General features: G+C 69.5%; 22 protein-coding genes. 7 read left to right on the forward strand and 15 right to left on the reverse strand.

Features of this window, described 5'->3' with window-relative positions:
* Positions 1–50: 50 nt before the first annotated feature.
* The gene (locus ACYVKF_RS00205; RefSeq protein ID WP_460963947.1) at positions 51–1,550 is read left to right on the forward strand and encodes a long-chain-fatty-acid--CoA ligase; all 1,500 of its coding nucleotides are present in this window, start codon (positions 51–53) and stop codon (positions 1,548–1,550) included.
* Between the two features lie 41 nt (positions 1,551–1,591).
* Here ACYVKF_RS00205 and ACYVKF_RS00210 read toward each other — a convergent pair whose 3' ends face one another.
* From ACYVKF_RS00210 to ACYVKF_RS00230, 5 genes are all read right to left on the reverse strand, one after another.
* Positions 1,592–2,626, reverse strand: a complete 1,035-nt coding sequence (locus ACYVKF_RS00210) for a DMT family transporter (RefSeq protein WP_460963949.1) — start codon at positions 2,624–2,626, stop codon at positions 1,592–1,594.
* A 5-nt stretch (positions 2,627–2,631) separates the two neighbouring features.
* Entirely contained in the window at positions 2,632–3,618 is a 987-nt protein-coding gene (locus ACYVKF_RS00215) for a uroporphyrinogen decarboxylase/cobalamine-independent methonine synthase family protein (RefSeq protein ID WP_460963951.1), read from the reverse strand.
* 135 nt (positions 3,619–3,753) lie between these two features.
* Positions 3,754–4,203: an MmcQ/YjbR family DNA-binding protein gene (locus ACYVKF_RS00220; RefSeq protein WP_460963953.1), complete on the reverse strand. Its 450-nt coding sequence runs from the start codon at positions 4,201–4,203 to the stop codon at positions 3,754–3,756.
* Positions 4,204–4,208: 5 nt separating this feature from the next.
* A complete protein-coding gene (mnmA, locus tag ACYVKF_RS00225; protein ID WP_460963955.1) occupies positions 4,209–5,294 on the reverse strand; it encodes a tRNA 2-thiouridine(34) synthase MnmA in 1,086 nt (361 codons plus the stop codon).
* Positions 5,294–6,478, reverse strand: coding sequence for a cysteine desulfurase family protein (locus tag ACYVKF_RS00230; RefSeq protein ID WP_460963957.1), 1,185 nt, complete (start codon positions 6,476–6,478; stop codon positions 5,294–5,296). The genes mnmA and ACYVKF_RS00230 overlap by 1 nt, the downstream gene beginning before the upstream one ends.
* 143 nt (positions 6,479–6,621) lie before the next feature.
* Here ACYVKF_RS00230 and ACYVKF_RS00235 point away from each other — a divergent pair, with 143 nt between their 5' ends.
* The 3 genes from ACYVKF_RS00235 to ACYVKF_RS00245 all read left to right on the forward strand — a co-directional run bounded on the left by ACYVKF_RS00235 (position 6,622) and on the right by ACYVKF_RS00245 (position 9,864).
* Positions 6,622–7,134 (forward strand): SigE family RNA polymerase sigma factor, encoded by a 513-nt coding sequence (locus ACYVKF_RS00235; RefSeq protein WP_460963959.1) that lies wholly within the window; start codon positions 6,622–6,624, stop codon positions 7,132–7,134.
* Entirely contained in the window at positions 7,124–8,275 is a 1,152-nt protein-coding gene (locus ACYVKF_RS00240; RefSeq protein ID WP_460963961.1) for a hypothetical protein, read from the forward strand. Before ACYVKF_RS00235 ends, ACYVKF_RS00240 begins: the two co-directional genes overlap by 11 nt.
* 146 nt (positions 8,276–8,421) lie before the next feature.
* A complete protein-coding gene (locus tag ACYVKF_RS00245; protein WP_460963963.1) occupies positions 8,422–9,864 on the forward strand; it encodes a S8 family serine peptidase in 1,443 nt (480 codons plus the stop codon).
* 92 nt (positions 9,865–9,956) lie between these two features.
* Here ACYVKF_RS00245 and ACYVKF_RS00250 read toward each other — a convergent pair whose 3' ends face one another.
* From ACYVKF_RS00250 to ACYVKF_RS00265, 4 genes are all read right to left on the reverse strand, one after another.
* Positions 9,957–10,433 carry a (2Fe-2S)-binding protein gene (locus tag ACYVKF_RS00250; RefSeq protein WP_460963965.1) on the reverse strand — a complete coding sequence of 159 codons (477 nt, stop codon included), beginning with the start codon at positions 10,431–10,433 and terminating at the stop codon, positions 9,957–9,959.
* A 9-nt stretch (positions 10,434–10,442) separates the two neighbouring features.
* Entirely contained in the window at positions 10,443–12,845 is a 2,403-nt protein-coding gene (locus ACYVKF_RS00255) for a molybdopterin cofactor-binding domain-containing protein (RefSeq protein ID WP_460963967.1), read from the reverse strand.
* Positions 12,846–13,074: 229 nt separating this feature from the next.
* Complete coding sequence (locus tag ACYVKF_RS00260) at positions 13,075–14,034, reverse strand: electron transfer flavoprotein subunit alpha/FixB family protein (RefSeq protein ID WP_056918800.1); 960 nt, start codon at positions 14,032–14,034, stop codon at positions 13,075–13,077.
* A gap of 30 nt (positions 14,035–14,064) precedes the next feature.
* Complete coding sequence (locus ACYVKF_RS00265) at positions 14,065–14,847, reverse strand: electron transfer flavoprotein subunit beta/FixA family protein (RefSeq protein ID WP_056916996.1); 783 nt, start codon at positions 14,845–14,847, stop codon at positions 14,065–14,067.
* A 435-nt stretch (positions 14,848–15,282) separates the two neighbouring features.
* Here ACYVKF_RS00265 and ACYVKF_RS00270 point away from each other — a divergent pair, with 435 nt between their 5' ends.
* From ACYVKF_RS00270 to ACYVKF_RS00280, 3 genes are all read left to right on the forward strand, one after another.
* Positions 15,283–15,618 carry a hypothetical protein gene (locus tag ACYVKF_RS00270; RefSeq protein WP_460963970.1) on the forward strand — a complete coding sequence of 112 codons (336 nt, stop codon included), beginning with the start codon at positions 15,283–15,285 and terminating at the stop codon, positions 15,616–15,618.
* Between the two features lie 30 nt (positions 15,619–15,648).
* Complete coding sequence (locus ACYVKF_RS00275; RefSeq protein WP_460963972.1) at positions 15,649–16,356, forward strand: hypothetical protein; 708 nt, start codon at positions 15,649–15,651, stop codon at positions 16,354–16,356.
* Positions 16,357–16,579: 223 nt separating this feature from the next.
* Positions 16,580–17,545 carry an Abi family protein gene (locus ACYVKF_RS00280; protein WP_460963974.1) on the forward strand — a complete coding sequence of 322 codons (966 nt, stop codon included), beginning with the start codon at positions 16,580–16,582 and terminating at the stop codon, positions 17,543–17,545.
* Positions 17,546–17,940: 395 nt separating this feature from the next.
* Here the strand turns inward: ACYVKF_RS00280 and ACYVKF_RS00285 are convergent, their stop codons facing one another.
* From ACYVKF_RS00285 to ACYVKF_RS00310, 6 genes are all read right to left on the reverse strand, one after another.
* Positions 17,941–18,111 carry a hypothetical protein gene (locus ACYVKF_RS00285; RefSeq protein WP_460963976.1) on the reverse strand — a complete coding sequence of 57 codons (171 nt, stop codon included), beginning with the start codon at positions 18,109–18,111 and terminating at the stop codon, positions 17,941–17,943.
* A gap of 72 nt (positions 18,112–18,183) precedes the next feature.
* Complete coding sequence (locus tag ACYVKF_RS00290; protein WP_460963978.1) at positions 18,184–18,756, reverse strand: hypothetical protein; 573 nt, start codon at positions 18,754–18,756, stop codon at positions 18,184–18,186.
* A gap of 193 nt (positions 18,757–18,949) precedes the next feature.
* Entirely contained in the window at positions 18,950–19,762 is an 813-nt protein-coding gene (locus ACYVKF_RS00295; protein ID WP_460963980.1) for a phage major capsid protein, read from the reverse strand.
* A gap of 98 nt (positions 19,763–19,860) precedes the next feature.
* A complete protein-coding gene (locus ACYVKF_RS00300) occupies positions 19,861–20,064 on the reverse strand; it encodes a hypothetical protein (protein ID WP_460963982.1) in 204 nt (67 codons plus the stop codon).
* Entirely contained in the window at positions 20,061–20,249 is a 189-nt protein-coding gene (locus ACYVKF_RS00305; RefSeq protein ID WP_460963984.1) for a hypothetical protein, read from the reverse strand. Before ACYVKF_RS00305 ends, ACYVKF_RS00300 begins: the two co-directional genes overlap by 4 nt.
* The gene (locus ACYVKF_RS00310) at positions 20,246–21,091 is read right to left on the reverse strand and encodes a hypothetical protein (protein ID WP_460963986.1); all 846 of its coding nucleotides are present in this window, start codon (positions 21,089–21,091) and stop codon (positions 20,246–20,248) included. Before ACYVKF_RS00310 ends, ACYVKF_RS00305 begins: the two co-directional genes overlap by 4 nt.
* Between the last annotated feature and the right edge of the window lie 67 nt (positions 21,092–21,158).

The following is a 21,158-nucleotide window of genomic DNA, read 5'->3' on the forward strand; positions in this document are numbered from 1 at the left end:
TCGGAGCCGCAAGGATGAGTGGACCAGTTCCCCGACGATGCGGAGCCCAGATGACGAACCTCGCGACCAACCTGGTCACCACGGCGCGCAAGACGCCCGACCAGGCAGCCATCAAGTTCAGGGGCAACGACCTGAGCTACGCCCACCTGCACGCCATGGCGGCCAAGGTGGCCGGATCGCTGCGCGCCGCAGGGGTCGAGCCGGGCGACCGGGTGGCGATCATCCTGCCGAACGTCCCGGCGTTCCCCGTCGTCTTCTTCGGGTCGCTGCTCGCGGGGGCGATCGTCGTGCCGATGAACCCGCTGCTCAAGGCCGGCGAGATCGACTTCTTCTTCAGCAACTCCGGCGCCAAGGTCGCCTTCGTCTGGCCGGACTTCGTCGCCGAGGCCACGGAGGGCGCGAAGAACTCGGGCACCCGCATCGTCCAGTGCGGGCCGCTCGGCCCGGACGAGGGCGCCCTCGAGGACGGCGAACCCATCGCCGAGCCGACTGAGCGCGACGACGACTACACCGCGATCGTGCTCTACACCTCGGGCACCACCGGCCGCCCGAAGGGTGCCGAGCTCACGCACAGGAACATCCACCTCAACGCCTACCGCAGTGCGGTCGACATCCAGGAGACGACGAACGACGACGTGGTGATGGGCTGCCTGCCCCTGTTCCACGTGTTCGGGCTGGTCGTCGGGCTCAACGCCGCGGTCATCGCCGGCGCTGCGCTCGCCCTGATCCCGCGGTTCGACCCCGCTGAGGCCATCAAGGTCATCAACGACGAGAAGGTCACGATCATGATGGGCGTGCCCACCATGTATGCCGCGATCCTCAACCACCCCGACTCCGACGCCATGGACGCCACGTCGCTGCGGACCTGCTGCTCCGGTGGTTCGGCGATGCCGCACGAGGTGATGAAGGCGTTCGAGGACAAGTTCGGCTGCGTCATCCTCGAGGGTTACGGGCTGTCCGAGACCTCTCCCGTCGCGTCGTTCAACATGCCCACGCGGGAGCGCAAGCCCGGCACCATCGGGGTCGCGATCCCCGGCTGCGAGATGAAGCTCGTCGACCTCGAGGGCAACGACGTCCCGGCCGGTGACGGCGTCGGCGAGATCGCCATCCGTGGCGACAACGTCATGAAGGGCTACTGGCGCAACCCCGAGGCGACGGCCGAGGCCATCCCTGACGGTTGGTTCCGGACCGGGGACCTGGCGACCATGGACGACGAGGGCTACTTCACGATCGTCGACCGCAAGAAGGACATGATCCTGCGCGGTGGCATGAACGTGTACCCGCGTGAGGTCGAGGAGGTCCTGTACGAGCACCCCGACGTCCTCGAGGCCGCCGTCGTGGCCGTGCCCGACGACCTGCTCGGCGAGGACGTGGGGGCAGCGGTCGCGCTCAAGCCGGGTGCGACGGCGACGCTCGAGGACGTGCAGGCGTTCGTGAAGTCGAAGATCGCGGCCTACAAGTACCCGCGCCACATCTGGGCCGTCGACGAGCTGCCGAAGGGACCGACCGGCAAGATCCTGCGCCGCGAGGTCAGCAAGCCCTCGGCCTGAGGCGGCCGAAAGCCCTGGCCCTGGCCCTGGGGCCTAGGGCCTCAGGCCGGTGTCCCGCCCGGTGCCCGACGGCGCCGGGCGGGCAGGCCGATGACCACGGCCGACACCAGGACGATGACGGCACCGAGCAGCTGCGGCCACGCGAGGTGCTCGTCCAGGACGAGGACGCCGAGCACGACCGAGACGACCGGGATCAGGTAGGTCACCGTCGTGCTCACGGTCGCCCCCGCACCACGCACCACGTCGAACTGGAGCATGTACGCGAGCCCGGTGCCCACGACGCCGAGCACCAGCACGCACAGGAGCGGGGTGAGCCAGCCACCCCCGGAGGGGTCGGCGTGGCCGCTCCACGGCGCGGCATACGTGTCGCGGTGCAGCGCCCACCAGACGAGGAGCACGGGCGCCATGAGGACCGAGCCCACCACGAGCAGGGCGGTCGGCATGGACAGCCCGCCCAGGTCGGCGTTGCCGAGGAACCGGCGGTTGTAGGTCCAGCCCAGGCCGTAGCAGGCACCGGCCACGAGGGTCATGCCGAAGCCGAGCAGGTCGGGGCGGCCGGACGACTCCCACGGCTGGGTGATCACCACCACCCCGGCGAACCCGATGAGCACGGCCGCGAGCTTGCGCGGGGACAGCCGGTCGCTCGGGAGCAGGAGCAACGCGAAGAACAGAGCGGCGATCGGTGTCGTCGCGTTGCCGATGCCGGCGAGCGCGCTCGACACCCGCTCCTCCCCCAGCGCGAACAGGCTGAACGGCATCGCCGTGAGGAAGATGCCCGAGACCGTCAGGTGCGCCCACGTGCGCGGCTCGCGCGGGAGCCGCCCGCCGGTGACCGCGAGCAGCACCACGAGGGTGAGCGTGCCGGCGTAGATCCGCAGCCCCGAGATCTGCAGGGGCGCCATGGTGCGCAGCCCCACCTTCATGAGGAGGAAGCTCGATCCCCAGATCAGCGCGAGCATGAGGTACTTCGCCTGCCACGGGACCCGCGTCGTCGACCGCCCGGCAGTCGGGGTCGACGGGGTGCCGGCGTCCGCGACGGTCGTCGGGACGGCGGGGGTGTTCGTCGTGCTGCTCATCGGTGTCAGCCCTCAGCTCGTTCGGTCCACTCGGCAGCCACCTCGACCGCCTTCCGTTGAACGCCCCAGGCCCCCTGGGGTGTGAGCCCGGCCAGCCCGCAGGTCGGAGTGGCGACCAGGTCGGCCAGTCCCTTCGGGGACAACCCCGCGTCCGACCAGCCGCGCTCGACGAGGCCCGCAGCGGTCTTGCTCGTGCTCGAACCGTCCGTGGCCAGGCACCCCGCCCACAGCGCGACCCCCTGTTCGGTGGTCGCCGCGATCGACTCCCACCGTTGCGGCGTCAGGTCGGTCACGTCGAGCGCGACGGCACCGACACCGGTGGCCCGCAGGAGCGGCAGCGGTATGGCGCGGTCGCAGCAGTGCACGACCGTGGCCTGGCCGCCGGCGGCCTCGAGGACCTCGGAGAGACCGTTCCTCGCCCGCTGCGGGTCCACGGGTCGCAGGTGGCCGTAGCCGGAGGCGGTGGGCAGGTGGCCGGCGAGGACGGCCGGCAGGGAGGGTTCGTCCACCTGCAGCACCAGGCGGGCGCCGGGGACGAGTCGTTGCACGGTGTCGAGGTGGAGACGGATCCCCTCAGCCAGCGAACCCGTGAGGTCACGGACCGCGCCGGGGTCGACCAGCACCTTCTCGCCGCGGGTCAGCTCGAGGTTGGCGGCCAGGGTCCACGGACCGGTGCACTGGAGCTTGAGCTCCCCCTCCCAGCCGTCGAAGGCCTCGGCCAGCTCGTCGAGGTCCTCGCGAAGGAATGCGCCCGTGCGGGACGCGTCGTGACCGGGTCGCTCGACGAGGCGCCAGCCGGCCGGCTGCAGGTCGACGTGCAGGTCGACGAGCAGGCCAGCGGCTCGTCCGACCATGTCGGCGCCGGGTCCGCGGGCCGGCAGCTCCGGGAGGTACGGGATGTGGTCGTCGACGGCGAGGATCTCGCGGACCCCGCGGAGGGCCTCGCGGATGTCGGTGCCGGGAAGGGAGCCGATACCGGTTGCGCGAGCCACGGCCCCGACTCTAGACCGCATCGGTGACACCTCCTGACCACGTCGGTCGGGCCTGCCCCTCGCTCGCCGCTTTGGGTGCCCGGACGGTCGGAATTCCGACCGTCCGGGCACCCAAAGCGGGGCAAGGGAAGGCGGTCAGCGGGTGTCGTGCTCGGCCTGCAGCCGCTTCGGTGCCACCTGTCGCCAGGCGTCCTCGACGACCGCTTCGACCCGGTCCCAGTTGATGTCGTCGACGTCCAGGCGGACCCCGACCCATCCGCGGCTGCCGACGTACGGCGGCCGGAAGTAGCGCTCCGGCTCTGCTGCGACCAGGGCCCCCTGGACCCCCTCCGGCGCCGCCGCCCAGAACCCCACCCGGTCGTCGTGGTGGCGCTGGGAGGTCATGACGAACATCTTCTTCCCACCCGCGAACCAGCAGGGCTCACCGTGGGACGCCCGCTCCTGCGTGGCAGGGAACGCCAGGCACAGCGCCCGGACCCGGGCCAGCGGTGTGCCCTCGAGGATCTCCCGCCCGGGGAGCACCGCGCCGACGCCCGCACCGACGCCCCCGGCAGCGCTCGCGTCCGCACCCCCCTCCGGCGCCATACGCGTCAGCGCTCGAGCCAGCTCTGCGCGATGGTGGCCGAACCCACCACGCGCGTGCCCTCGTACAGCACCACGGACTGGCCGGGGGCCACCCCGCGCAGCCGCGAGCCGAGGCGGACCTCGACGTCCTCACCCGAGGCCCACGCCTCGGCAGGGACCTCCTCGCCGTGCGCACGCACCTGGGCGCCGACCGACACCACACCCTCGGGGGGTGCACCGCACCAGCGGGCGTGGTCGCCGCGGATCGCGTTGACCCCCAGGAGGTCTGCCGTGCCGATCGTGACGGTGTTGGTCGAGGCGTCCACCCCGACGACGTACCGCGGCTCGCCGTCCTGGCTGGACCGCGGCAGGCCCAGGCCTCGGCGTTGCCCGACGGTGTAGCCGTAGGAGCCCGCGTGCGCCCCCACGACCTCGCCGGAGGCCGCGTCGAGGATGTCGCCGGCCTGCTCCCCGAGGCGGGACGTGAGCCAGCCGCGCGTGTCGCCGTCGGCGATGAAGCAGATGTCGTGGGAGTCGGGCTTGGAGGCGATGTAGAACCCGCGCTCCCTTGCCTCCGAACGGATCTCGGGCTTCGCGGTGTCCCCGAGGGGGAAGAACGCGCGGGACAGCTGTTCGGCGTCGAGCACCCCCAGGACGTAGGACTGGTCCTTGGCCATGTCCACCGCGCGGTGCAGCTCGCGCTCGCCGCCGGGACTCTCCACGACCTGCGCGTAGTGACCCGTGGCCACGGCGTCGAAGCCCAGCGCCACGGCCTTGTCGAGCAGTGCCGAGAACTTGATCTTCTCGTTGCAGCGCAGGCACGGGTTCGGGGTGCGCCCTGCGGAGTACTCCGCGACGAAGTCCTCCATGACGTCCCGCTTGAACCGGGCAGCCATGTCCCAGACGTAGAAGGGGATGCCGAGCATGTCGGCCACCCGACGGGCGTCGCCGGCGTCCTCGATGGTGCAGCACCCGCGGGCCGACTCACGCAACGTGGCCGCGCTCTGCGAGAGCGCGAGGTGGACCCCCACGACCTCGTGACCGGCATCGAGCATCCGGGCGGCGGCGACGGCGGAGTCCACTCCCCCGGACATCGCGGCGACGACGCGCATCAGGCCGCCCCGCTGGCCCTGCGGGCCCGCTCGACGGCCGCCGGCAGCGCAGCCAGGACGGCGTCGACATCCGCATCGGTGGACGTGTGGCCGAGGGTGAGCCGCAACGCGCCCCGGGCCGAGCTCTCGGGGATGCCCATGGCGAGCAGGACGTGCGAGGGCTGGGGCACCCCGGCCTGGCACGCCGAACCCGTCGAGCACTCGACCCCCGCGGCGTCGAGCAGGTAGAGCAACGAGTCGCCCTCGCAGCCCGGCACGAGCAGGTGGGCGTTCCCGGGAAGCCGGCGCACGGTGTCGCCCGCCTCCCACGCGCCGGTGACCGTGATGTCGTACGGCAGCGCCTGCGCGGACGTGACCAGCCGGTCACGCAGGGCCGCGAGGCGGCCGGCCTCGGAGCCGAGGGCGGCCACGGACTCCTCGAGGGCGACGGCGAACGCACGGATGGCCGGCACGTCGAGCGTGCCGCTGCGGATCTGGCGCTCCTGGCCACCACCGAAGGACTGCGGGACGACCTTGGCGTCGCGCCGCACGACGAGGGCACCGATGCCCAGGGGGCCGCCGACCTTGTGTCCGGTCACGGTCATGAGGTCGACGCCCGAGGCGGTGAAGTCGACGGGGACGTGGCCGGCCGCCTGCACCGCGTCGGTGTGGAACGGGATCCCGAACTCGTGGGCCAGCGCCGCCAGCTCCGCCACCGGCTGGATCGTCCCGACCTCGTTGTTGGCCCACATCACCGTGACGAGCGCGACCGAGCCCGGGTCCTGCTCGATGGCCGCGCGCACCGCAGCGACCGTCACGACCCCGGAGGCGTCGGGGTCGACCCAGGTCGCCTTCGCGCCGTCGTGGGTCACGAGGTGGTCGACGCAGTCCAGCACCGCGTGGTGCTCGATGGCGCTGACGACGATGCGGATGCGGGCCGGGTCGGCGTCGCGCCGCGCCTCCCACGTCCCGGCGACCGCCAGGTTGTCGGACTCGGTGCCGCCGGAGGTGAAGACGACCTCGGACGGACGCGCTCCGAGGGCCTTCGCGATGCGCTCGCGCGACTCCTCCACGACGCGGCGCGCGAGGCGGCCGCTGGTGTGCAGCGACGACGCGTTGCCCGTGATGGCCAGCTGCTCGGTCATCGCCGCGACGGCCGACGGGAGCATCGGCGTGGTCGCGGCGTGGTCGAGGTAGGCGGGCACCTGCGAAGTTTACGCGTCAGGCGCTCAACCTTCAGTGCCAGTCTGGCGTTGGGTACGACAGCCGGGTCCACCACGGAGCCGGGGCGCACCAGGCCGTGGTCGACCCGGACGGGTCCGCGGGGGGGAGCTCGGGAGGGGAACGCATGAGGGCACGGGACGACGGGGCGTTCGAGTCCTTCGCCGCGCGCGTGACACCGCGCCTGCTCCGCACCGCCTGGCTGCTCACCGGCGACCCCACGCGCGCGGAGGACGCGGCCCAGGAGGCCCTGGTCCGGCTGTACGTCGTGTGGCCGCGCGTGCGTCACGACGAGCCGGAGGCCTACTGCCACCGGATCCTGCGCAACCACGTCGTCAGCACCTGGCGCAGGGAGCGACGCCTCGTGCTCGTCGAGGAGCCGCGCGAGCCCGCAGCCCGGACCGCGGCGACCACGGCGACCGACGGCTCCGGCGATCGGCTGGACCTCGTCCGCGCCCTCCAGCTGCTGCCGGCCCGCGAGCGCGAGGTCGTCGTCCTGCGCCACTACGCGGACCTGTCCGAGCGGACCGTGGCCGAGATGCTCGGGGTCAGCCTCGGCACCGTGAAGTCCTCCTCCTCCCGGGGCCTCGAACGCCTGCGGGTCCTCATCTCCGACAAGGGAGACGCCCATGTCCAGTGACCGCGACGCCCTCGACCTCCTGCGGAACGAGCCCGCGCCCCCGATGCACGTCGACCTCACCGAGGTGGTGGCCCTGGGACGCCGCCGCACCCGTCGCCGTGCCGCCGGCCTGGCCGTGGTCGGTGCCGCTGCCGCCGTGGCCGTCCTCGCGGTCGGGGCGAGCCTGCTGTCAGCCCCCGGCAACGACACCACCACCCCGGCGGCCACGAGCAGCACCGGACCGCGCGCCTCGGCACGGACGTCCGGCAGTGCTGCACAGACCGCCCCTTCGCTGTCGGGGCGCCGCACGCTGACGGTCGGTGATGCGGCATACACGATGTCGGTCGGCGACGAAGTGCTCACGATCGACGTGGTCCGGGGCGGTCACCGCGAGCGCAGCGTCGCCGGCCTGCTCGGCAGCGGCGGGACCTGGCGCGTCATCGACGGCACGGGTGGCCGGCAGGTGCTCACCGGGATCGTTCCCGGGGTCGCCGACGCCATCGAGCTGCTCCCGCCGACCGGGGAGAAGGTCCAGGAGCACACCGTCGCGCTCGCCAGGGGAAGGGACTTCACGGCGTTCGTCGTGACCTTCGCCCAGCCGCTCGACTCGTTGACCCCTGCCGTCGACGTGGGATGGGGCGCCAAGGGGACGCCGACCTCGTGGGTCCTCGGCACCGAGCCCGGGACGGCCAGCCTGGCCGTGACCATGGTGGGCGAGGGCACGGCCCCGCTCGCGCCCTACGACTTCACGCGGACCGGCCCGCCCGCCTCCGGGTCCCCGGGAAGCGTGGTCATCTCCGTCGACGTGCCCGACGCCAGGATCGGGAGAACCGCCGTGGCGACCCTCCAGGGCGACCTCACGGTGAAGGACCCCGCAGGACTGGTCGCCACCCTGGTCGGCAGGGACCCGGAGTCGTCCGTGGCCAGGGGGACCTTCCAGCTCACCGACGGCCGCACCTTCGCCTGGGGCGTGGCGCCGAGCCGCACCCGGGACGTGAGGCCGCACCTCGACGGCACGGCCACGGCGGGCAAGGCCGTCCTGGCGTCGATGATGGACACCTGGACCGCGTATGCCGTGCAGGTCGACGGCGACGCCGCCCAGGTGAGCGGGATCGACGTCACCCTGGGGGGCACCCGAGGCGGCTTCGGGGTCATCGAGTAGGCCGGACCGCGCTCCGGCCCGCGCCGTTCTTGACCCTCCCTTGACCTACCCGCGCGTAACCACGGCGTGCGGGCCCTCGTTGTCCGGTCACACGCACGACCACCGAAGAAGCTGGTCGGCTCCTCGAAAGGGATCCCATGCGCACCGTGACACGAACCCGGGCAGCACTCGCTGCCGCGGCCCTGGCCACCGTGGCCCTCGCTGCCCCGGCCTCGGCCGGCCTGCTCCCGGCAGGCTCGTCGCTCGCCCCCGTCCAGCCGTGGCTCTCCTCACAGCTCGGCACCCTCCAGGCGGCCACCCCGACCACCGTCCTCGTGCACGGCACCGACACCGCCGCCGCGAAGCGCGCTGCCGCCGCCGCCGGGCTCCGGCCCGTGACCACGTTCGACAAGATCGGCGTCGTCGTGGCGACCGGCCTCCCCGCCCAGATCCAGGCCGTCCGTGGCGAGTCCGGGGTGACCTACGTCGAGGGCAACCAGCCCATCGCGTTCACCCTCGCGACCTCCAACAAGGCCACCCGCGGCGATGAGGCCCGGAACACCCTCACCGGTGCCAACGGCACCAGCCTGGACGGCAAGGGGGTGTCCGTCGCCGTGATCGACTCCGGGGTCGACCCGAGCCACCCGTTCCTGCAGAACGCCGATGGGACGTCCGCCGTCGTCAAGAACCTCAAGATGGTCTGCGAGCCGCTCACCGAGAGCACCTGCGCCCCTGTCGACGCGGGCCCGCTCGACACCGACCTCGTCTCCGGTGGTGGGCACGGCATGCACGTCAACGGCATCGTCGCCGGCCGTGACGTCACCCTCTCCGACGGCACCAAGATGCACGGCGCCGCGCCCGGGGCCAGCCTGGTCAGCATCAGCACGGGTGCGGTCCTGTTCATCATCGGCGCCGACTCCGCCCTCAACTGGGTGCTGGAGAACCACGCCGCACCCTGTGGCGCAGGGGTCTCCGCGGCGAAGTGCCCGCCGATCAAGGTGACGAGCAACTCCTACGGCCCGACCGGTGGTGGCGCCTTCGACCCCAACTCCGCGACGGTCAAGCTCCAGCGTGAGCTGGTCAAGGAGGGTGTGGTGAGCGTCTGGGCCAACGGCAACGACGGTGGCGACGGTTCGACCTCGCTGTCCAACCCGCCCGGCATGGACCCGACCCCCGGCATCCTCTCGGTCGCGTCGTTCTTCGACCAGAACACCGGTACCCGCGACGGCACCGTTTCCGACTTCTCCAGCCGCGGGAAGAACGGGGACCAGTCCACGTACCCCGACATCTCGGCGCCCGGTGAGTCCATCACGAGCTCCTGCCGCATCTACCTCCCGATCTGCAGCACGGGTCTGGACCCCAAGGAAGCCGGCGACTACAACACCATCAGCGGCACCTCGATGGCCACGCCGCACATCTCCGGCATCGTCGCCCAGCTCTTCCAGGCGAACCCGTCGGCGACCCCGGCCCAGGTCGAGGCGGCCATCGAGTCGACCGCCTACAAGTACACCGACGGCGCCCCCTACGAGGCCGGGACCAACGGCAGCACGAGCTTCGACAAGGGCCACGGCCTGGTCGACGTCGTTGCGGCCGCCAACGCCATCCGCTGACAACCCCCAGCCCGGCGGATGACGCCGAACGCCCCGGACCGCGCGTGGTCCGGGGCGTTCGTGCGTATGGCGCGTGGGCGCCATACACGGGCTCACATCCGGGCTGCGCCGTCCCGGATGGCTTCACGGATCCGGTTGTAGGTGCCGCAGCGACAGACGTTGCGGATGGCGTCGAGGTCGGCGTCGGTGATCTCCCGGCCCTCAGCGCGCACCTTGTGGACCAGGGCCACCGCGGCCATGATCTGCCCGGGCTGGCAGTAGCCGCACTGGGCCACGTCGCGTTCGAGCCACGCCTCCTGCATCGGGTGCAGGTCGCCGGGCGCCGTGGCGGCCAGTCCCTCGATCGTCGTCACCTCGTCCGTCGCCTCGAGGTCGCCCACGCGGACCGAGCAGGGATTGAACGCCTTCCCGTTGATGTGGGAGGTGCAGGCCTTGCAGACGTTGATGCCGCAGCCGTACTTGGGTCCGGTGTAGCCCAGGACGTCGCGCAGGACCCAGAGGAGCCGGACATCGTCCGCCACGTCGACGGTGACGATCTCGCTGTTCACGGTGAAGGTGTGCTGTGCCATCAGGGCTCCTCAGTAGGTGTGGGACAAGCCGTCGGTGGGCGACGCCGGCACCGGGGGGACGAAGGTCTTCGGGGTGAACGAGACGGTCCCGTGGTTGACCGGGAAGCGCGTGGGGACCGTCCCGGTGGCGCGGGCGTAGGCGCAGGCGGTCGCGGCGACAGAGGCCGCGACACCGGCCTCTCCCGCACCGCCGGGCAGGTCGCGGTCGGAGGGCATGACGATGCACTCGAAGGTCGGCGGGACGTTCCACTGCCGGGTGTAGAAGTAGTTGTCCCAGCTGGCCTCGAGGAAGTGACCGTCCTGCAGGTGGTTGCTGCTCGTGAGCGCAAGGGCGATGCCGTCGGAGACGCCGCCCATCATCTGGGCCTCGAGGCCCCTCGGGTTGACCACGAGCCCTGCGTCGATGGCGATGACTGCCTTGGTCACCCGCGGGCCGGTGACGGCGTCCCGGACGGTGCGGTTCACCGTCTCGGGACGGCAGTCGATCTCGACGAGCACCGCGGTCGCGCCCTTGTACTCCGAGTGCACGGCGATGCCCTGCGCGGTGCCGGCCGGCATGGCACGACCCCACCTCCCGACCTCGACGACCTTGCGCAGGCAGGCCTTGACCCGCTCGTTCTTGAGGAACTCGAGCCGGAAGGCCACCGGGTCCTTGCCCAGCTTCTTCGCCAGCTGGTCGACGAACAGCTCGTTCGCGCAGGCGACGTCGGGTGAGTAGATGTTGCGCATGCTGCCGGTGTTGAAGCCCATGTCGACCTCGTTGAGCAGCTGGGTGACCACGCCGAAGTCGTACGGCAGCTCCTGGGTCAGCGTGAAGATCGACTGGGCGAACCCGAGGTTGCCCAGTCCCGCGGGGAGCTCGGCAGCCATCGCGGTGAGCCGCTCCCCCAGCCCGTGCGAGAAGTCCGTCTGGATGCTGGTGTGGCGTTGTTCGAAGGTCAGCACGTTCGACCCGAGCAGGGTGGCCCGGATGCGTGAGGTGGCCATCGGATGGGTGCGCCCCTGACGGGGTTCGTCGGCGCGGTGCCACATGAGCTTGACCGGCTTGCCCATCGCCTTGGAGATCTTCGCCGCTTCGATGGCTGCATCGCCGAAGAGCTTGTGCCCGAACGACCCTCCACCGGTGACGACGTTGACCTTGACGCTGGTCTGGGGCAGCCCGAGGGCGTCCGCGATGTTGCGCTGCGCGACGATCGGGGACTTCAGGCCCGCCCACACCGTGGCCCGGCCGGCGCGCACGTCGGCGATGGCGCAGTTGGGTTCGAGGGCCGCGCTGCTGCGGAACATGAACTCGAACCGCAGATCGACGGTCCTGGCCAGCAGGGGCACCTTCGGGACCGCCATCGGCAGCTCGGCGGCCTTGAGCCGGCGCAGCACCGACTCGTCGGACTCACCGGCGACCGTTCCGGGGTTCCACGTCACCTCCAGGGCGCGGACGGCGTCGATGCACTGGCCGAACGTCGCGGCCCGCACGGCCACCCCGGTGTCCACGACGACGACGTCGGTGACCCCCGGCATGGCCTGGACTGCGGGAAGGTTCTGCACGCTGCGTACCGAACCGTTGAGCGTCGGTGGGCGGCAGACCATCGTGGGCAACGCGTCCGGCACGGCCAGGTCCATCGTGAACTTCTTGCGCCCCGTCACGGCGTCGCGGGCGTCCACGCGGTTCTGCGGGGTGCCGACCACCCGGAACGACGACGTCGACTTCAGGTTCACCCTGACCGGCACCGTCTGGGCGCTGGCCGCGAGGGCGGCGAGCTGTCCGTAGGTGGCGCTGCCGCCGGCGGTGTCGGTGATGACCCCGCTCCGGGCGGTCAGCGAGGACACCTGGGCACCGAGCAGGGTCGCCGCAGCCGCGAGGAGCCGTCCCCTGGCGACGGCTGCGGCCACCCGGATCGGGGTGTACATCGACTCCATCGTGTTGGAGCCACCGGTGAGCTGGTTGAAGACCAGCTCCGGACGGGCCGGGGCGAGGGTCACCTCGACCTTGTCGAGGGGCAGGTCGAGCTCCTCGGCGATGAGCATGGCGGCAGCGGTGGTGATCCCTTGGCCGACCTCCATCCGGGGGATCGCGAAGTGGGCGACCCCGTTCCCGTCCAGGGTGATGGTGATGAGCTGCGACGTCGGGAGCGCCGACCTCGTCTGCAGGTCGCCCAGGTCGAAGACCTCGGCCACCTGCGGTCCGCTCGGGACCGCAGCGGCAGCGGGCCTGGCTCCCGTGGTGAGCTCTGCCGCGACGGCCAGGGTCGTGCCGGCCACGACGTACCCGAGGAACCCACGGCGGGACAGGCCCCGTCGTCCGTCGCCCGGTGGTGAGTCCGGCGGACTCTGCGCGAGCAGCTGCTCGGCCTCCTGTGGGTCGGGGCGGGCGGGCTGGGCGGGCTGGGCGGGCTGGGCGGGCACGGTCGTCACTGACGGGTCCTCTCACCAGGCTGAGCACATGACGTCGCGACGGTGCGACATCCACGGGACCCGCGTGCGGGCCCCCGCGTGCTGGTTTCCGGACATTCGGCACCGAGGGGTCGGACGGATGGGGTCATGTCCACGATCCGGACATTTCACCGCATGACGCCCACGCGCCATCCGAAAGAAGGGCCCCCGACCACATGGCCGGGGGCCCTTCTACGGGGTCTGCCGAGGACTAGCCCTTGGCGGCCTTCACCGCGTCGGTGGCCTGCGGCAGGACCGCGAAGAGGTCGCCCACGACGCCGAAGTCGACGAGCTCGAAGATCGGCGCCTCCTCGTCCTTGTTGATGGCGATGATCGTCTTCGAGGTCTGCATTCCGGCGCGGTGCTGGATGGCACCGGAGATGCCGCACGCGACGTACAGCTGCGGCGAGACCTGCTTGCCGGTCTGGCCGACCTGCGAGGTGTGCGGGTACCAGCCAGCGTCGACGGCGGCGCGCGAGGCGCCGACGGCGGCACCGAGGGAGTCGGCGAAGTCCTCCACCTTGGAGAAGTCGCCACCCGTGCCACGACCACCGGAGACCACGATCGCGGCCTCGGTCAGCTCGGGACGCCCGGTGGCCTGCTTCGGCTTGGACTCGGTGATCTTCGCGCCCTTGGCGGCGTCGGAGACCTCGATCGAGACGACCTCGTCGGCCGCTGCTCCGGCGTGCTCCTCGGGAGCGGCGGAGTTGGGCTTCACGGTGACGATGGGCGTGCCCTTGGTGACCGTCGAGGTGACGGAGTAGGAGCCGGCGAAGACGGACTGCGTGGTCTTCACGCCACCGCCGTCACCCGCCTGCACGTCGACGGCGTCGGTGATCAGACCGGACTCGGTCTTGATCGCCAGGCGCGCGGCGATCTCCTTGCCGGCGGAGTTGCTCGGGATGAGCACGGCGGCCGGCGAGGCCGACGCGACGAGCTGCGCGAGCACCTCGGCCTGCGGGGCCACGAGGTGGTCGGTCACGTCGGCGGACTCCACGCGGTAGACCTTCTCCGCGCCGTACTTCGCGAGGGCCTCCTTGGCGGCGTCGAAGCCGTCGCCGACGAAGACGGCGGACGGCTCGCCGAGGCGGCGCGCGATGGTCAGGAGCTCAGCGGTGGTCTTGCGGACGGTGCCGTTCGCGTGGTCGACCAGGACGAGTACTTCAGCCATGGGGTGTTCCTTTCCTTGTCTCTGGCCGGCTCAGACGAACTTCTGCGCGGACAGGAACTCGGCGAGCTTCGTGCCGCCGTCACCTTCGTCGGTGACGATCTGGCCCTGCTCGCGCGGGGGGCGCTTGGTGAACGACTCGACCTTGGTCCAGGCGGCCTCGAGGCCGACGAGCGAGGCGTCGACGCCGAGGTCGGCCAGCGACCACTCCTCGACCGGCTTCTTCTTCGCAGCCATGATCCCCTTGAAGGAGGGGTAGCGCGGCTCGTTGATCTGGTCGGTCACGGAGACCAGCGCGGGCAGCGAGGCGACGATGGTCTCGGACGCGGCGTCACCGTCGCGCCGGATCGTCACGGTGGACCCATCGACGGTCAGCTCGGAGGCGAACGTCACCTGCGGCAGGCCGAGGCGCTCGGCGAGCATCGCCGGGACGACGCTCATGGTGCCGTCGGTCGAGGCCATGCCCGTGATGACGAGGTCGGGCGACCCGATCTTCTTCACGGCCTCCGCGAGGACGAGCGACGTGGCCACGGAGTCGGACCCGTGGATCGCGTCGTCCTTGACGTGGACGGCCTTGTGCGCGCCCATCTGGAGGGCCTTCTTGAGGGCGTCGGCGGCCTGGTCGGGGCCGACCGTCAGGACGGTGACCTCTCCCTCGCCGGCCTCGACGATCTTGAGGGCCTCCTCGACGGCGTACTCGTCGAGCTCGGACAGCAGTCCGTCGACACCCACGCGGTCGGTGGTGTTGTCGGAGTCGTTGAAGGTGCGGTCGGACTGTGCGTCCGGAACGTATTTCACGCAGACGACGATGTTCATGCGCTGATCGTCCTCTTCCAGGTAGGGAATGAGATGAGGTCAGGTGCCATCCTTACAGTCCGTGCTCGCCGAGGGCACACCAGCGCCGCGTGACGCTCACCACGGGGCGCTCCCACCGAGTCGGGAGGTGACCGTGCACACATGTGTCCCCCTGGTCATCACCGGCGAGCGCACGGTCCCCGGCGTGTGGCACGAGAACTACTGGGTATCTGTTGCTGAGCGCTGTGCTCCCGTGCGCAGGGTGTGGACCTGATCGGAGCGTGGCACTCCTAGTTATCGTTGCGTCGACTTGGGATCATGTGAGCCCCCGCCTCGCCATGACCGCCACTGACTTCGGTATCCACATCAGGCGGCGAGAGAACAGCACCGGCGCGCCCCTCGCGTCAAGGACGTCTTTACAGTTGTCGACCAGAAAAACCCATCGGAGGAGACCCTGTGGCCAAGTACGATCCCGACCGGATCACCCCAGAAAACTTCGACGCAGAGGATGCGGAGATGGTTGATGGATACCTGGATCATCCCAACACCGTCGCCATGCATGAGGAGCTGGGCAGGCAGTTTCGGGCGCGCAGCCCCGAAGAACAAATTCCGGTCATCGAAGAGGTGCTCGCGACGGATCGACGCCTACGTCAGGAACTCCACGACGTGCTGCGACAGGAGGACCCGGCCCGATCCGATCCCCGCTGGGTGATCGTCGACAAGTTGAACGAGTCGATTTCTCTCGCCGAGGGAAGATTGGAAGAACTGCGCTCCGAGATTGACCGGTCTTGAACTGTCCCAAGCCCGTGGCAAGGTGGGGCGATGCGAGATGAGGAGTCAGCACAGCTGGTCGCCCGCTCCGGGATCGCCGTGGGCATAGCAGCACTGTCGACCGCCAATCCCGTCATGGGCCTCGCCGCTGCCGCCGTTGGTCCCGCCCTGGAGCTTGCTGTTGAGAAGTGGCGAGAGCAGGTCGCCCGGCGAAGCGCACAGACGATGGCCGCCGCCGCCGCCGTCTCTGGCCTTGGTGTGGACGACGTCATCGACCGGTTGATTGCGATGCCCGAGGGGATACCACTGCTGGCTGAAGCGCTCAACGCGGCAGCTCGGACCACGTTGGAAGCCAAGGTCGATGCACTAGGTAGGTCGCTGGGCAACCTTGCTTCCGATCCGGCCGTGGTCGACTCCGAATCGATCTGGGTTCGCATCCTTGCCGACATCGAACCGGCACACCTGAGGGTGATGCTGCACTTGGCTGCAGATCATCCGCAGCGACCCGGCCACATGAACTACCTTCGCGCCCAGGATCTGGAACCCGTCACCGGGTCTAGCTCCATAGCCTTCGTAATCTTGCAGACCTTGATCCGCCATGGTCTGGCTGAGGTGGTTGACAAGGAGGCAATGAGCTCGCAAGCGCGCGGCCACTACCGCGTCATAGCTGGCGTGGCTGAACCCATCCTCTACAGCCAGGGACGCCTCACCGACGAGTGCATCAACCGACTTCACGCGAGGGGTGGGGCACCGACCTAGTCACATCGGCTCAGCCAAGACCCTCGGTCAAGCTCATAGGCGCGGCCGCAGGTTTCTCAAGATCGGAGTGGACGTGGTCCAAGCCATCACGACCCCGCACGGTCCTTAGAGCAGTTACCAAGAAAACTTGGTAATTCCCGCCAATATCGTCTAACGTCGCTCCTAACACGGCCAGCCCCTCTGCCTCACGGCACGGGCTGGTTTTCTTGTCTGGGGGCACGCCGTGAACCTGTACGCCAAGCCGTTCAAATCGTACGCAGACTTGCAGGCGCTGCTTGCCGCTCGGGGTCTCGTCATGCCGGACCCTGCTGGCGCTCAACGCACGCTGACGATGATCGGCTACTACCGCCTCAGCGGCTACTGGTACCCCTTTCGGTCACCTGCGCCGGGTGGAGGCCGGACAAGCACCCTTCAACCAGGCACCACGCTGGATCAGGTCCTTGCCCTCTACGAGATGGACCGCCGTCTCAAGTTGCTGACGCTGGACGCCATCGAGCGAGTCGAGATCGCCATGCGGGTCCGTCTCGGCCACACCCTCGGGGCTCGTGATCCATTTGCTCATGAGATGCCGGCCCACCTCGACGGACTGTTCCTCCGACCCGGTCGCAACGGCTCGCCAAGCAAGCACAATAAGTGGCTGGACATGGTGTCGAAGGCCAAGGATCGCTCCACAGAAGACTTCGTGCAGCACTTCGACCTGCGATACGGCGGCCGCCTCCCGATCTGGGCCCTGACCGAGATCATGGACTTCGGCTCACTGTCCCATCTGTATTCGGGAGCCCAACGGAGAGACCGGGACGCCATCGCCATGAGCTTCGGAGTCGTTGACGCTGGTGGCCAGGGGAACGGGCTCGCCTTAGCCAACTGGATGCGCGTCCTCAACTACCTGCGGAACACCTGCGCCCACCACTCGCGGCTCTGGAACCGCAACATGACCGTCCAGGTCGCACCCTCACACCTCAGACCCATTACGGACCTGGCTCACGTCGCGCAGCCTTCCGGTCCCACCGTTAACCGTGTCTACGGTGCTCTGACCGTTCTCAGCTACCTCATGCGTCAAATAGGTGATGGCACGACCTGGTGCGCCGACGTCCGGTCCACCATCGCCGTCGGCATGGCCGATTCGGGGAGGACAGACACTGAAATGGGCTGCCCAAAGAACTGGCATTCCGAGCAGGTTTGGTCGTAGGGAGCGACGAAGCCGTCCCGGCCGGAGGAAGACGAAGCCAAACCGGCCAACGACGCGGACCACGGTGATGCCGTTGCGCTAGCCGACCGAGCGGTCTGCCTCGACCGCACCGTCCAGACGTACCACAAGTGGTGGTGCGGGTGCCGTCCACGACGCACGCGGTCCCCTGCGGCACAGCGGAGGACACCTCGACCGGAAGACCGTTCAGAGCGCGGCTGTCCGGGTCAGCGCGGACTACTTCATGAGTTGCGACAAGGGCTATCCCCTCGGGCACGTCGTTGATGGCGTGCTCGTCCTAGATCCAGAAGTCGTCTGGCAGGAAAGCCTCTTCACCAAGGCGGACGACGAGCGAGCCGGGTAGTCACCATTGCTTCAGCTGAGGGGCGTCGGACGCGCTATTCGTCAGTGCCCTTTGTCTCGGTCAAGTAGACCGTTCCCTCGGGGTCGGGTACGCCACTGCCCTTGAGCACGGTCACTACGACGGCGGGGTCGTTCTGCAGTTCAGGGACCGGGGCCGGCTCGGGGGCTGGGGCGTCGCTTGCCTTCGGCGTCTCTGACTCGTTCACGGGGACTCCTCCGGTTGTCGACTGCCGCGAATCTCTTCCGCGCGTTCGCGTGTGCGGTTCCTAGCGCGCGTGTCACCCTCGACATTGTCGATGAGGCTTGGGTCTGGGTTCAGAGGAGGGACCTCCGGCCGTTCGTCGTTCACTGTCATGCGACACGCAAACCTTCCCACCCGAGCCGTCACCCTGCGCGTACTCCACCATAGACCCGAGCATGGCGACGAAGACTGCCGCCGCGAGCAGAACTGCCGCCACCTTGAACCTTCGGCCCTTCTTGAGCAACTGCTTCTCGTCATCTTCGAGAATCACGAGATGCGTGTCGAGCGCGACGAGTTCGGCTTCGATCGTGCTGCGGTTGATGTAGGCCATTCGAAACCTCATCGGAGAAAGTGCGCCGCCAGTCCGAGGCCAGAGTGCCAGTACAGCGGCCCCACCCGCTGATGCTGCGATCACTTGACTGAGCAGGCTGAGTGCCGTTACTTCCCCCGCCTTCAGACCGACGAGGACGCCCGCAGCGCCCAAGATGACACCGGCCTTGGAATCAAAGGAAGACGAGCGTTGCGCCAGAGAGTCTTCGGCTCGACGGAGTTCCTCTTGCACCACGGGTAGGGCGTTGACCCCAGCGGCCCACGATGGTGTCTGCGACATGGTCTCAGGCTAGGGAACATCCATCCTCTTTGCGTGGACGGCACGTCGGTAGCACTCCAGTACATGTCTCCGCGTGAGGCAGTGACTGCCGAAGTTCGTGCGCTGCCACGACCGGGCCCATGAACAAGCCCGGTCGTGGCTCCTCGCGCCCAACCCCATGCCGTGGACGAGGACGCGAAGTTGTGAGTCCCGGTTAGGGGGTGGCGAGTGTCAGCCGTCGGAGTGACTTCGCTGGGACCGGGAGACCCGCGCCAAACCGTCCGGTGATCTTGAGTGCGACCTTGTCGCCCTTGAAGGCCGGTGCATAGTCGGTCGAGCGCTCGACACGGAAGTCGCGGGCGACGACGGCGTAGATGCGTCCGGCGTCGTACACCAGCGGGTTGGTCAGGCCGGGCACGGGAACGACGGTCAGTCCCTGGAGGGATCCCATGCCGGTCGGGTAGACCGGGTGGCCGTCCGCTCCCTCGCGCGCCGCCTCGGTGGCCGCGGCCGTGGGTGACAGAGCCAGGTGGGTGGCCCACCCGCCCGATTCGCCGATGTCGGAAACCGCTGCCGCGACCGCCGCTGCCAGAGTTGCGCCGGTCGCCTCCTCGGCCCGGCCGGTGACCCCGAGCGGGTTGGCTCCGGTCCCGGTGCCTGCGAGCAAGCCGAGGTCGAGGTCGTGGCTGAAGGCGTCCTGGACTACGCGGGCCACCTCGTCGGCGATGGGCCACGTTGCATCTTCAAAAGCTTCCCTCGTTATTAGGACGATCCCTCCAAGCTTGCGTACGGCGACGACCTCCGAGCCCGTGGTGAGGTCGACGTCGGGGATGTCCGCGCCCTCGGCGACCCACCCCTGACCGCTCACTGCGGAGACCACGGGGATGGCGAGGTTGCCGCGTGAGGGGCGACGGGTCAGGGATGCGGTGAATGGTGCGCCGCCGATGATCGAGTCGGCGATGAAATCGGCGACCTCGGGCGGGAAGACGTTGCCGCCGAACTCGGTGCGGGAAATGGTGGTAGCCATGTCGAACTCCTGTGCATGCGAATGAGATTCGCCATGCACGCGGCTCAACGGCTCGCGGCTCCGGCCGGGCGGCTGTGGTCAGCACTTCCCTGCGCACATCATGCCTGGTGCCGTGCCAGCCGGTCCACCTCCGCGCGTAGTTCTCGTGCTCGACGAAGGACATCGTCGAGGAGCCCAGGCTCGCGTGGGAGGAAGTCCGTCGTGGCCGTCGTGCCGCCGACGACGGCGGCCGCGGTGACCTCGACCAGAGCGGCACGGTAGCGGTCTCGCTGCTGGCGGTATCGCTCGTCTCGGTCGCTCACGCGTCGTTCTCCTCATCGGTGAAGGGAGGCATCCACATGGCTTGGTGTTGGGTGACGCCGTCTTCGTTGACCTCGACGACCGTCATGGTGCCGTCGCCGTTGTCCACCATCCGCTCGTACGCGGTAGGCAGGCTGTGGTCACCCAGGAGGACACGCAGTTCCTGAAGGCGTTCTGAGCGGGTCATGTTGTTCTCCTCGATGGTGGTTGGGTGGTGTACTGGCGGATCGACCAGCCCTCGCGGATGGCCATGGCCGTGATGTCCGCAAGGTGGTCTTGACGTACTTGGTGGCCGCGCCAGCGGCGACTCCACATGCTGTGGATGCCCCGGTCACGGAACCACTGGCGTCCCTCGTCGACGGTGAGACGGATGACGGCATGCCGTTCGCCGGGTACGGCGTAGACGTACATGCGGCGGACCGGACACAGGGGTGCCTCTGGTGACCCGACTTCGCGAGCTGAGACCTCCATCTCCGCGTCAAGGCCGCCTTGAAGGGGACCAAGAACGGACGCGACAGGCGATGAGGTCCGCTGGCCCACCCAGGTGGCCGTGGCCTGAGTGGTGACCACGCGGGTAGTACTGGGAAGGGTGCGTCCGGCGTCACCGGACGGGTCCACGGGCGTGTCGCCCGCCACCCGTCCGGCAGAACCAGACGGGTGGACTTGTCCGGTCTTCCCGGACGAGACGTCTGACCACCCGTCCGACGTCACCGGACAGGACGTGTCGTCTGGGGTGACCGGACCAGTGAAGGCGAACACTGTGTGCCGTTGCCGTTTTCCAACCCTGCGCAGCAGTGCGGGTCGGGACTCGGTCGACTCGCAGAGTCGACTGATCGCAGCCGCCACTGACGAACGTAGGAGACCGCTCCACTGCGTGATGTTGTCGTAGCCGGGGGCCGTGGTGACGCCGTCGAAGGAGTCGCAGGCCAGCAGCAACATCACCCTGAACTCGGCGTCCGTCAGGCGGTAGGGCATCGACGTGATCCACTCCACCGCTGGGCGGGGACCGTCCACCGTCAGGGAGGTCATGCTGCACCGTCTGTCGTTGGACCGAGGGGGTCGCGCTGGCCGTTTCGCAGCGGAGGGCTGCGGCGGG

It is taken from the genome of Pedococcus soli (assembly GCF_054782575.1).